Here is a 13,007-nt window from a genome sequence, read left to right as displayed (position 1 = left end):
AAAGGAGTTGTATTTGTGATTCAATTTAATCATGTGTCAAAAGCGTATGAAGATGGCATGAAAGCAGTGGATTCATTGCATTTAGAAATTAAAAAGGGAGAATTTTTTGTTCTCATTGGTCCGAGTGGTTGCGGGAAAACAACGACAATGAAAATGATTAACCGTTTAATTGAAACGACTGAAGGATCTATTTTAATCGATGGAAAAGATATTCAACAATATAATATTAATGAATTGCGTTGGAATATAGGATACGTATTGCAGCAAATCGCTTTGTTTCCGCATATGACAATTGCAGAAAATATTGCAGTTGTTCCTGAAATGAGAAAATGGAGCAAAGAAAAAATAAAAGCTCGTGTCGATGAGTTGCTACAGATGGTCGGGCTAGATCCAGACGTATATCGCGATCGCATGCCTGATGAATTGTCAGGAGGGCAAAAGCAGCGCGTTGGTGTCGTAAGGGCATTAGCCGCAAACCCGAAAATCGTTCTTATGGATGAACCGTTTAGTGCGTTAGATCCATTAAGTAGGGAACAGCTTCAGAAGGATATCGTACAATTGCAAAAAAAGATTCAAAAAACAATTGTATTCGTAACACATGATATGCAAGAAGCATTATCACTTGGAGATCGTATTTGTATTATGAAAGAAGGAAAAGTAGTTCAATTAGATACACCAGAAGGTATTATACATAATCCGAAAAATGAGTTTGTAGAAGAGTTCATTGGAAATCGTGGACAACCTTGGTATGAGGGGAAAAGTATAGAAGATGTATTGCCACTTGATGAAAGTATACGGGTAGAAGGGGATGCATTATCATTGCATTCTTCTTTACAAGAAGCATTAGTTCGTGTACGAGCTGACGAAGTCGTTCCAGTTGAAGAAAATGGTCAATATGTTGGAGCTTTAACAAGTCGTCATATTGTTAATTACATTGTTGAACAAATGAAGGAAAGAGGCTAAACAGTGACTGATTTTATACAAACGTTCCAAGAGCGAAAAATAGAATTACTAACTGCATTAAGTGAGCATTTACAAATATCGCTTATTTCACTATTTTTTGCAGTAATTATTGCGGTGCCACTTGGCATTTTATTAACGAGAAAACAACGAATGGCTGAATTTATAATAGGAACTTCTGCGGTTATGCAGACAGTGCCATCACTTGCATTACTCGGACTTTTAATTCCGTTAGTAGGAATTGGAAAGCTCCCAGCCATTATTGCATTAGTTGTGTATGCACTATTACCTATTTTACGAAACACATATACAGGAATAAGGGAGTTAGATGAATCTTTAATCGAAGCAGCGAGAGCTATGGGGATGAATAGCTGGAGAAGACTGTGGAAGGTAGAGCTTCCTCTTGCATTACCAATTATTATGGCCGGTATTCGTACGGCGATGGTATTAATTGTTGGAACAGCTACATTAGCAGCTCTTATAGGTGCTGGTGGGCTCGGAAAACTCATATTACTTGGTATCGATCGAAATGATCATGCGCTTATCATTTTAGGGGCCGTACCAGCCGCGTTACTCGCTTTATTCTTTGATGTAGTACTTCGAGTGCTTGAGAGTCCAAAACGCTCTTCTAAGCGTATTATATTGACGATATGTATTACTTGTATAATGATTGCTTCTCCCTTTCTTTGGAACACACAAAAGAAAGATATTGTTATTGCCGGAAAACTTGGATCAGAACCTGAAATTTTAATTCAAATGTATAAGCAGCTTATTGAACAGGATACCGATTTACACGTAGAATTAAAACCAGGTCTTGGAAAAACAGCATTTGTATTTGAAGCATTGAAATCAGGAGAAGTAGATATATACCCTGAGTTTTCGGGAACAGCTTTATCTACTTTCGTGAAAGAAGAGCCAAAAAGCACAAATCGGGATGAAGTATATGAGCAGGCTCGCATTGGAATGGAAAAGAAATATAATATGGTTATGTTGAAGCCGATGGAGTATAACAATACATATGCACTAGCTATGCCGAAAAAAATAGCAGATCAAAATAATATAAATACAATTTCTGATTTAGGAAAAATGGCACAGGATGCTAAAGTAGGATTCACATTAGAATTTGTTGATCGTGAAGACGGTTATAAAGGAATGCAAAAATTATATAACTATAAGTTTTTAAATGTGAAAACGATGGAACCGAAACTACGTTATAGTGCAATTCAATCAGGGGATGTTAACGTAATCGATGCATATTCAACTGATAGTGAACTTGAGCAGTATGGACTGAAAGTGCTACAAGATGATAAAGGATTATTCCCACCGTACCAAGGTGCACCATTATTAAGAAAAGAGACGTTACAGAAATATCCTGAACTTGAAAAAGTATTAAATACATTATCTGGGAAGATTACAGATGAAGAAATGAGAAAAATGAATTATGAAGTAAATGTGAATGGGAAAAGTAGTGAAGAAGTTGCGAAACAATTTTTACAAAAAGAGAATTTACTTCGTTAATTTTACAAGAAATATACAAATTTATATGTATGAAATGACCGTTCATTACAAAATGAACGGTTTTTTTGTGCATACTTATACATTTTTTCAAAAAAGTATTCCATTTTTCTTCATTTTCTTTTAGAATAAGTAATGTTTTCCTGAAAAAATATAAGAGAAACGTCTATTAGAGAAAAAGGTGACTTTAATAGTTGAACGAACATAACACCTAGAATGACAGATGGGGTGGTACAAATAGAAAAGAAGTTAGGTTTTTTTCCATTAATTGCATTAGTAGTCGGAACGATGGTTGGTGGCGGTGTTTTTAGTTTACCGCATGATTTAGCAGTAGGAGCGAATAGCGGCTCTATAATAATTGGTTGGTGTATTACAGCGATGGGAATGATTCCACTCGCGCTCGTATATCAAACGTTAGCAAGACAAAAACCGGAGCTTGAGGGCGGAATTTATAGTTATGCACGTGCTGGTTTCGGAGAATATATCGGATTTAACAGTGCTTGGGGATATTGGCTAGCGGGAATTTTAGGAAACGTTGCAACAATCATGTTACTATTTAGTACATTAGGTTATTTCTTCCCCATTTTTAAAGGTGGAAATAATGTTGCGTCTATCGTAGGAGCATCACTTTTATTATGGACACTTCATTTTCTAATTTTATTTGGAATTCGTGAAGCATCTATTATGAATGTTATTGCAACGATAGGGAAATTAGTTCCAATCGTATTATTTATTGTTGTAATGGTAACAGCGTTTCGCTGGGATACATTTACACATGATTTTTGGGGAGAAGGAACTATATCAGTTTCCTCTATACTTGGTCAGGTGAAAAATACAATGCTTGTAACTCTTTGGGTTTTCATTGGGGTTGAAGGAGCGGTTGTATTATCTGGTAGAGCGAAAAATAGCCGAGATGTTGGTAAAGCGACAGTACTTGGACTTATTTTAGTAATGTCTATTTATATTTTAATTTCTGTCTTGTCTATGGGAGCGATGACAAGAGGAGAGCTTTCCGTGTTAGAAACCCCGTCAATGGGACATGTATTAGAACATGTTGTTGGGACATGGGGCGCCGTTGCGATTAACATTGGGTTAGTTGCTTCACTTGTAGGTACATTAATAGGCTGGTTTTTACTTGTTTCTGAAATTTCCCACGTAGCAGGAAAAGATGGCGTGTTTCCGAAAGTCTTTACGAAAACAAATAAAAAACAAACGCCACATATGGCATTATGGATTTCAAATGGCGTTGCCCAAATTATATTTATAATCGTTCTGTTTTCAGAATCAACATATCAAATTATGTATTTTATTGCTTCAACATCAATTTTAGTACCATATTTATTATCAGCGTTATTCCAATTTAAATTAGTTATTACAAACGAACTAAAAGATGCAAAAGTAAAAAACGGCTCGTTAGCTTTAATTGCTTCTACTTATTCTGTATGGCTTCTATATGCAGCAGGTTTGAAAAATTTATTACTTGTTTCAATCGTGTATGGAATTGGGATTATTGTTTACATGTATGCAAGAAAAGAAAAAGGAAATCGTTGTTTTAAAGGTATTGAGAGATATGTAATGTGGGCAATTGTTATCGCAGCTATCACATCACTTTATATGTTATTAACTGGAAATATAAAAATGTAAAAGTCCTTTTAAAAAAAGGGCTTTTTTCTTTGTCTAGAGAATATTTAATACATAAGATATTCAGGAGGGATGAAAATGGAAGAAAAAGAACAGTTAACCAGAATTGTTGATTTAGCGAGTGAAGTAAGGAAAGTATTAGTGCAAGAATCCTTTTTTAATCATCATCCTGAACTACGAGGAGTGATTGAAAATTTAGCGAGTGCTGTAGAGAATTTGGCGGAATTACAGCAAAATACAGATGAAAACGCTGAAGATCGATTACGATATGTACTTGCTAAAATGAAAATTGCTCATAATGCCATTTTACAAGAGAAAAAAGCATTTCCATCTCATTAATATACGTTTTAATTTTGAACCTGGCGGATAACGTCAGGTTTTTTGTTTCTAGTTTTTCGTTTCTTTCATACACTAAGAATAGTATGAAAAAAAGAAGGTGACGAAGGTGAGATTACATAAAGCTCTTCAGCCAAGTTTTATAAAAAGAATGTACTATATGAGGTTTATCGGAAAGTTTACAAAAGCAGAGAGAGAGAAGAATGGAGAGAACTTCTTTGTACAATGCCTATCGCCAATACCATTCACGTTACAAGAGCAATTAAAAAATGAACCATACGTATTTGAAGGTTTATGTAGCAATAAAAAGAATGAAAAAGTCTTTTCGGAATTAAAGAAAAGAAAATTAGAAAAGCAATTGGTTATGTTTCGTCTCTATTATGAAAGAGGACATATATATGTGGAGTTAATTTGTGCAGAAGAACCACAAGAAATGGCCAATGGCTATAAAATGATTCCAGTACCTAAAGTTTCCGAATACAAAAAAGGAGAGTCTTTAGAAAGAAAACTTGGAAATGGCTATTTGTCATTTCTAATGCCAAAATATCCGAAAGACTTTGAGCCTCCCGAATTATTGTGGCACGATGGAAGGTTATATGGAAATATATCTTTAAAGTCATCATCAATTAGTTCAATCGCATATTTTGAACAGCAGCGGGAATGTAAGTATATAGACTTAAATGACTGGATGAAGTATGTGGAAATAACGGTAGAAGATCAATTGTATTTTGTAAGCAATCACATGTATGAGCAATTAAAAAAACGAATGACTGAAGAAGGTAAGCATGTAGAAGTAGAGGAAATAAAAGTGCACAAGGATGAATGGGAATGGGATGAGCGTGAATCCGTCTTTTTACAGTATGTAAAAAGTTTTGTACGTAATAAAGGGCTATATTTGGATGAAACGGACATTTATAATTTCCATATAAGTGCGAAAACAAATATGTTGACGATTCTAGGTGGTATACCAGGCGCTGGGAAATCTCGATTTGTGCAAGCTTATGCAGAAGCACTTGGATTACAGTATGGGGAAGAATTGGTTTGGATTCCGATTTCACCATCGTATCAAGAACCACATGATTTACTTGGTTACCTTCACCCAAATGGTACTTTTATTGAAAGTGAAACAAAATTAGTTAGGGCGTTAATGAAGGCAAAAGAAAATCAAAATCAACTATATATAATCGTTTTTGATGAAATGAATATGTCACATATTGAGCATTGGTTTACTCCATTTCTATCTGTTCTTCAACTTGAAAAACAAAACCGTATTCTAAATTTGTATGAAGGTGTACAAGAAAAAGAAAATCCAATTCCATCAACGATTGAAATTGGTGAAAATATTATATTTGTAGGTACAGTAAATTTTGATGAAACAACGAAAGAACTCTCAGATCGATTATTAGATCGGACGAATTTAATAACGTTACAAAAGATTCCGTTTTGTGAGATGTGTATGGAACAAGAGAAAATTGTATTACAACCACCTTTGAAAGTAACTGCAGGAGAATTTCGTATAAGCTGGGTCAGGAATAAAGCGATGATTGAGGTGTTTTCTGAAGAAGAGTTAGAACTATTAGATAAGTTACATGTTGTATTGTCATCACATGATATGTCAAAGGGAATTTCATTTCGATGTGCAAACGCAATCGCTACTTACTTGCAAAATATACCGTTCCAAAATAATCATTCCTATATGATCAGTAGAGAAGAGGGATTTGATTTACAAATCAAGCAACGTGTATTGACGAAAATAAGAGGTACTGAAATGATGGTTGGGTCTTTACTTTCTGAAGACGTAAAAAGGGGGGCGACATTACTACCTCTTTTGCAATCGCCACTTGCAAGCAGAGTATCTACATTTGAACACTCTTTAGCATATATAAGAGAAAAGCGTAGAGAACTGGAGCTGTATGGCTATGCAAAATGAAGGGCGATATGAAACAGAAATCGTTGATACGAAAGAAACACTCCCTTTTGTATTAAAGTTAATCATTGGAACTGAGGCGAAGGGGGAATATATTTTATTAAATCGTCTTTGTACATCTACTACAGCATTAGTTCAATGTATTTATAAAGTACAAGAATTAAAACCAATTAGATTGCATTACCATTATGAAAGTCCAATGAATATTACTTTTATATGGAATAAAGTATATGAGGGACAGAAAAATATAAAAGAGTCAAAATATGAAATAAATGAAAAAAAACAAAAGGTATTAATATATGAACATGGAAAAACGGAATTCTTTTATCCATGGCGTTGTGGATTATATCATTTTGAAGTGAATATAGAAGATAGAACATATTATGGCGCATTTCAAATCGTTCCCAAAAATTTTTTTGATGATCAATTTGAAATGATTCAAAACTATGTAAAGTCAATTTTGAATGAGTTGATTTTAGATAGAGGTTATTATAAAAAGACTTTCTCTGCACTTAGTGATATTGAAGATTCTTCTTATTTAGTGTTACTTAGAAAGTTGCCGCAAAAAATGAAAAAGATAAAGCAAATTTTTAAGAAAATAGAATCGAGTTCAAAATTTATACATGAATATAAATGGGAAGAAAAAGAGCGGAAAGCAACGAGAAAAGGAGCCATAGTGGCGGAAAGAAAACCGTATGCAAAATATTATAATCGTAAGTTTATAGAACAAAAAAATAGTAAGGAAAATGCATTTCTTAAATTTAAAGCGATGCAATTTTATTTCTATTTACTTGAAGCTGAAAGTTTTTTGCGTCAAACAATTGAAATATTAGAAAGAGCAAAAAGGAAGAAATCAGAAGAATTTCAAGCTGTAAAAACGATTATACAAACAATTGAGCGTAATGGATCAGTGACCGATAGAGAGAAACAAAAATATAAAAATATTCATTTACTAAAAGAGGCGGATTTGCGAAAAAGCTCTATGAAGATACAAGAATATAAAATATTAGCGCACTTTGTACATGAAAGTGTACAATACTTTCAAACTTTAATGCATTCTCCATTTTGGAGAGAAGTTTCCGAAACAGGTAACATGTACTCACATAATTTACCGATACCACATCAACAACTACTACAGCATTTAGATGTACTTCCACAATATACAGAACAATCTCCATCTTTATTATTTGTTTATAAACCAACATTTTTAGTGTATGAATATTACGCTTTTTTTATCGTTATTTCCATGTTAGAGCAAATTGGTTTTGAGGCTAGAAATTCCATTCGTGAACAAATTCAAGAACATTTTTATGTAGATGGATTACAGGATGGAACGACAGTAGTTTTACACCGAGATGATATTAGAGTACATGTCGCATTTAATGATTTAATTGAAACTCATCCCCTTATTGCATTAAGTAAAGGGAGTAATTTTTATAATGGAGAAGATACGAAGAAGCCAGACATTCGCTTAGACTGTTATGTAAAGGAAGAAGGAAAATACGTATATCAATCTTCTATTATTATTGAAGTGAAGTATAGCCCAATGTACAACATTTTTCAGCACGTTGGAAATACGAAGGCAACTGAGCAAATGTATAAGTACTGGTCTATAAAATATGTAGAAGAACAGGATGGAAAGAGAGTCTATTATCGAAGGGCCATTTATGAAGTTATTTGTGTATATCCAGGAAGTCATATGCATAGTAAAAAAATTGAGTCTGGATGTGGTGTGTTCTTGCAATTATATCCATATAAAACGAAACAAGGGGAAGAGAAATTAGCCGGAAAACATGGAATGGTACAAATTTTTGAGAAGTGGTTAAAAAGCATGAAGAAGTAAAAAAATCCTTTTTTATAAAGGATTTTTTTAGATTAAGAAGAAATATATGCTGTATGGAAGACAGCTTTATACGATTTGAATTTGTAAGTAATATAAATATATTGTTAGAAGAACGGTACATGAGGGATAAAAGACGATTAAGATGGAATTTAATTCGTTTTGCAGAATATAATAAGTCATAAATATTTTTAGTTGCATACGAAGATTTGTTCTTATATGATAGATAGTGAAAGCGTTATCAAAAACAGAGCGGCGATGGGAAAGGCGGGTAAATATGTTCCAGCGTGTTCAAACAAAAGAAGAACATTTTTGGTTCGAGCAACTATGGGGAGATTTTTGTGAAGAAAGAAACTTAATGTTCGTAGAACGTAATTTAAATCCATCACGATTTTTATTAATAGAAGATGAACATCATATTGGTACAGTAGAATGTATTAAGTATACGGAACCAGAGCAATCGAATTCTGAGTTTTTCTATCCGTTTTCTAAAAATGATCTAGTGAAAGATTTGAAAAATGTGTATGAAATAGGCAAGTTGAGTATTGCGAAAACGTCTCGTGGGAGAGGACACTTCAAAAGACTAACAGCTATTTTATTTATGCATGCATTAGAAACGAAAGCAGAATGGTATATTGCAGCAGTGACAAAAAGAATGTATATGTATTTATTAACACTCGGTTTCCCAATTGAACCGGTAGATAAGCCATTTCAGTTTCATGATACTTTACAAGGTGTACCAGTGCGAATTCATGCCCGAAAAGGGGCTACGCATTTGTATTCTTTAAAAGAATTTCGAGATGTGATTCAAGGGAATGCTCATGCACAGGCATTAATCGCAGAATACAGTAAGAATATTATGTTAACAAAATAAAGCGAAATGAATATGTATAATAAAGAGAATACTATTTTAATATGAAGTCATTCTTCATGAAAAAAGACCCTTATTATTTTAATAAGGGTCTAAAAATTATAATCCAAATATACTAAAAATCATTTTGCGGCGCTTCGGCTTCTTTTCTCGTTCATATGTTGGTTTTGAATCGGGAGTAATATATATTGGTTCTTCTTTCTTCAGGGAAGCTTCTAGCTTTTGAATTCGCTCTAACATTTCTTCCATTTCACGGCGATGTTGTAAAAGTTGGTACGTAACAACATCATTTGCCTTATCTTGCATTTGTTCTTCCATTCGATCTAGCCTTCGCGTAATAGTGTTTAATTGAGCTGCTAATTGCTCAAATTCATGTGATGATTTGTCTTGAACAATTGTATTTACTTGAGTTTTTAATTCTTCAACATCATTTGATGATGTTTTTTGAGTAGGGTGAGAGTTTTGAGACTGCTCTATTTGTGAAAGATGGAATTCTAACATTTGATCTAAATCTTCTTGTGTGAAAATAAAGTGACCATATTTATTTTTTTCTATCGTAAGATTTAATTGTTGTGCAATCCGGACAACAGCCTTTGGGCTAACACCTAATTTTTTTGCGATAAATGGTGTTTTATATTCCAAAATAATCCCTCCTATATATATCCTGTTGAATGATTTCGATCTATGAAGGAAGTTCCCTTCTAGTGTGACAAAAGAAGTGTGGAATCGGCAAAGAAAGTGTTTTTTCACGAAATGAACCTGTGAAGAATATATCGTTTATATAAAATGTTTTATCTTAAGATTTAGAACTATTTGACTAAGGGAAATGAATTAGATTATCATAATGATAAATATCTTTTTTATGTATGCATATAATATATAAAAAGGTGGTTGCTAATGTAGAATTTTGTTAGAGTATTAGAATGCTTACTTCACTTGAATAAAATTAAGTAGGAGGTGGCTTCCTTGCTTACAATGTAAGTAAGGAGAAGTATTTGGACATATATAGTATAAGTATAGTGATTGTTTTAATTGCCTTAACGGCATTTTTCGTCGCAGCAGAATTTGCAATTGTTAAAGTGCGAAGTTCACGAATTGACTATTTAATTGCAGAAGGAAATAATCGCGCAACATCTGTCAAAACAGTCATTACAAACTTAGACGAATATTTATCTGCTTGTCAGCTAGGAATAACAGTTACAGCTCTGGGGATTGGGTGGTTTGGTAAACCGGCGTTAAAGCAAATGTTTGACACGCTTTTTGTAAATTTGAACATTTCTACTCAACTAGCAGACATTTTTGCTGTAATTTTAGTGTTTTTGTTTATTACATTTTTACATGTTGTAGTAGGGGAATTGGCCCCAAAAACATTCGCGATTCAAAAAGCTGAACAAGTGAGTTTGTTTGTTGCTAAACCGTTAATTTTCTTTTATCGTATGGCGTTTCCATTTATTTGGCTATTAAATGGATCAGCCCGAATTATTACGAAGTTGTTAGGGCTGAAACCACCGAAAGGGCACGATGAGGTTCATTCAGAAGAAGAATTACGGTTGTTAGTTTCAGAAAGTTACAAAAATGGAGAGATTAATCAATCTGAATATAAATATGTAAATAAAATTTTTGAATTTGATGATCGTATAGCGAAAGAAATAATGGTACCCCGAACTGAGATGCATATTATAAGTAAAGAAATGCCTGCTGAAGAAGCTTTGCAAAAAATGTCTCGGGAAAAATATACGAGATATCCAGTTGTAGATGGGGACAAAGATCACGTAATAGGCTTTGTAAACTTTAAAGATATTTTCACAGATTTTGTGCAGCATAATGCAGTAAGTAATAAGAAAGTAGAGCAATATATTAGGCCAATCATTTTAGTTATCGACTCTATCCCAATACACGACTTATTTTTAAAAATGCAAAAAGAAAGAACGCATATTGCTATATTGATAGATGAATATGGTGGTACGTCTGGACTTGTTACAGTTGAAGACATTTTAGAAGAAATAGTGGGAGATATTCAAGATGAGTTTGATACGGATGAACAGCCAGAAATTCAACAAGTTAGTGAAACGAAAACAATACTAGAGGGAAAAGTACTTGTTAGTGAAGTGAATACGTTATTAGGTTTAACAATTGATGATAATGGTGTTGATACAATCGGTGGTTGGATTTTAACGAAGAATATAGAAATTGCTGAAGAGGATTTCATTGAAATTGAAAATTATAAGTTTTGTGTAAAAGAATTAGATGGACACTATATAAAGAGATTAGAAGTTACAAAAACTGTAGAATCAATTGTTATTTTAGAAGATGAAAAACAAATTTCATTTCAAGAACAAATTAGTTCGTAGACTCTGCTATATGGCAGGGTTTTTTTGAGCATAATATTTTTGGCAGAATAAGGGCTATGATACAATGGCATAAGCCAGACCTTTCACTAGGTGAAATGTTTTTGTATACATATATTTGGAAGGGGAAGAGTTATGAAAAAGCATTTATATATAAATGGAGATTGGAAGTCTGTAAACACTTATAAACCATTATACGCACCATATTCTGAAGAAACGTTAGCGGAAATTGCACAAGGAACGGAAGAAGATGTACAAGAGGCTGTTACTGCTGCAAAAAATGCAATGAAAAAAATGAATACATTATCTGCATATGATCGTGCGACTATTTTAGAGAAGGTTGCACAAAAAATGGATGAAAGAAGAGAAGAATTTGCAGAGATTATTGCAAAAGAGGCTGCAAAACCAATTCGTGCTGCGAGGGGAGAAGTAGATCGTACCGTTCAGACATACAAATTTGCAGCGGAAGAAGCGAAGCGTATATACGGCGAGACACTGCCACTTGATGCAGCACCTGGTGCAGATGGGCGTATTGCATACACAATACGAAAACCGATAGGGGTTATAGGAGCTATTACACCATTTAATTTCCCATTAAATTTAGTGGCACATAAAGTCGGCCCTGCAATTGCTGCCGGAAATACAGTTGTGTTAAAACCAGCTGATCAAACACCATTATCGTCTTACGCATTAGTTGAATTATTTGAAGAGGCAGGATTGCCAAAAGGAGCTTTAAATATTATTTCTGGTCCCGGTTCAACTGTAGGTGAGGCGATAGTTACAAATGATGATGTTGCTTCCATTACTTTTACGGGAAGTCCGAAAGTTGGAATTGGAATTAAGGCAAAGGCTGGGTTAAAGCGAGTTACGTTGGAACTGGGATCAAATGCTGCTGTTATTATTGATGAAGATGTAGAATTAACAGATGAAGTAATTGAACGTGTAAAATGGGGAGCATATGTAAACAATGGACAAGTTTGTATTTCGGTACAACGTGTTTTTGTACATGAAAAGAGAATGGATGAATTTCTTTCAAAGCTAAAGATAGCGATGGAAACAGTTATTGTTGGTGATCCATTGCTGGAAGAAACGGACGTATCGGCTTTAATTTCGAAAAAAGATGTAGAGCGAATAGAAATGTGGGTGCAAGAAGCTATTAAGGAAGGTGCTACTGTTTTATACGGTGGTAAGAAACGTGATGCAAGGATTTTTGAACCAACTGTATTAACAAATGTTCCAGAGTATGTATCTGTTCAGTGCCAAGAAGTATTTGGTCCACTCATGACAGTAAATACATTTAAAGAATTTGATGAGGCAATTGAGCAAGTAAATCATTCACGTTATGGTCTACAAGCAGGTGTGTTTACAAATAATTTGTTTAAAGCAATGCGTGCAATTGATGAGCTAGAGGTTGGTGGTGTCATGATTAATGATATTCCAACGTTTAGGGTAGATCATATGCCTTACGGTGGTGTTAAGGAAAGTGGTACGGGGCGTGAAGGAATTAAATATGCAATAGAAGAAATGACAGAAATGAAATTAGTGTGTATTAAAAAATAAAGTAGAGCG

10 protein-coding genes are annotated in these 13,007 nt (G+C 33.9%); 9 read left to right on the top strand and 1 reads right to left on the bottom strand.

Features of this window, described 5'->3' with window-relative positions:
• Window positions 1-15: 15 nt before the first annotated feature.
• The 7 genes from AC1Q8N_RS05120 (at window position 16) to AC1Q8N_RS05090 (ending at window position 9,093) form a co-directional block, all read left to right on the top strand.
• A complete protein-coding gene (locus AC1Q8N_RS05120; protein ID WP_048546583.1) occupies window positions 16-963 on the top strand; it encodes an ABC transporter ATP-binding protein in 948 nt (315 codons plus the stop codon).
• Between the two features lie 3 nt (window positions 964-966).
• Window positions 967-2,478, top strand: a complete 1,512-nt coding sequence (locus tag AC1Q8N_RS05115) for an ABC transporter permease/substrate-binding protein (protein WP_098076320.1) — start codon at window positions 967-969, stop codon at window positions 2,476-2,478.
• Between the two features lie 213 nt (window positions 2,479-2,691).
• On the top strand, window positions 2,692-4,119 hold the full coding sequence (locus tag AC1Q8N_RS05110) for a basic amino acid/polyamine antiporter (protein WP_000129474.1): 1,428 nt from the start codon (window positions 2,692-2,694) through the stop codon (window positions 4,117-4,119).
• Window positions 4,120-4,194: 75 nt separating this feature from the next.
• Window positions 4,195-4,455 carry a hypothetical protein gene (locus tag AC1Q8N_RS05105; protein ID WP_000391452.1) on the top strand — a complete coding sequence of 87 codons (261 nt, stop codon included), beginning with the start codon at window positions 4,195-4,197 and terminating at the stop codon, window positions 4,453-4,455.
• A 106-nt stretch (window positions 4,456-4,561) separates the two neighbouring features.
• A complete protein-coding gene (locus AC1Q8N_RS05100; protein WP_142330317.1) occupies window positions 4,562-6,382 on the top strand; it encodes a DUF8727 domain-containing protein in 1,821 nt (606 codons plus the stop codon).
• Entirely contained in the window at window positions 6,372-8,222 is a 1,851-nt protein-coding gene (locus AC1Q8N_RS05095) for a hypothetical protein (protein WP_098079524.1), read from the top strand. Before AC1Q8N_RS05100 ends, AC1Q8N_RS05095 begins: the two co-directional genes overlap by 11 nt.
• A gap of 274 nt (window positions 8,223-8,496) precedes the next feature.
• The gene (locus tag AC1Q8N_RS05090; protein ID WP_000487799.1) at window positions 8,497-9,093 is read left to right on the top strand and encodes a hypothetical protein; all 597 of its coding nucleotides are present in this window, start codon (window positions 8,497-8,499) and stop codon (window positions 9,091-9,093) included.
• 96 nt (window positions 9,094-9,189) lie between these two features.
• Here the strand turns inward: AC1Q8N_RS05090 and racA are convergent, their stop codons facing one another.
• Window positions 9,190-9,732: a chromosome-anchoring protein RacA gene (racA, locus tag AC1Q8N_RS05085; protein WP_000456016.1), complete on the bottom strand. Its 543-nt coding sequence runs from the start codon at window positions 9,730-9,732 to the stop codon at window positions 9,190-9,192.
• A gap of 353 nt (window positions 9,733-10,085) precedes the next feature.
• On the opposite strand from racA, the gene AC1Q8N_RS05080 reads away from it, so the two are divergent.
• Entirely contained in the window at window positions 10,086-11,441 is a 1,356-nt protein-coding gene (locus tag AC1Q8N_RS05080; protein ID WP_098049325.1) for a hemolysin family protein, read from the top strand.
• 132 nt (window positions 11,442-11,573) lie between these two features.
• Window positions 11,574-12,998 (top strand): aldehyde dehydrogenase family protein, encoded by a 1,425-nt coding sequence (locus AC1Q8N_RS05075; protein ID WP_048546594.1) that lies wholly within the window; start codon window positions 11,574-11,576, stop codon window positions 12,996-12,998.
• Window positions 12,999-13,007 lie beyond the last annotated feature (9 nt).

The organism is Bacillus sp. GW823-FHT06B01, from assembly GCF_058952315.1.
Note: the sequence above shows the minus strand (reverse complement) of the source record. Positions and strands in the feature narration are given on the sequence as shown.

Bases quoted from the DNA above. Each gene is read 5' to 3' on its own strand.
- AC1Q8N_RS05095 (WP_098079524.1), top strand. From the start codon at position 6,372: ATGCAAAATGAAGGGCGATATGAAACAGAAATCGTTGATACGAAAGAA.
- AC1Q8N_RS05105 (WP_000391452.1), top strand. From the start codon at position 4,195: ATGGAAGAAAAAGAACAGTTAACCAGAATTGTTGATTTAGCGAGTGAA.
- AC1Q8N_RS05090 (WP_000487799.1), top strand. From the start codon at position 8,497: ATGTTCCAGCGTGTTCAAACAAAAGAAGAACATTTTTGGTTCGAGCAA.
- AC1Q8N_RS05075 (WP_048546594.1), top strand. From the start codon at position 11,574: ATGAAAAAGCATTTATATATAAATGGAGATTGGAAGTCTGTAAACACT.
- AC1Q8N_RS05110 (WP_000129474.1), top strand. From the start codon at position 2,692: ATGACAGATGGGGTGGTACAAATAGAAAAGAAGTTAGGTTTTTTTCCA.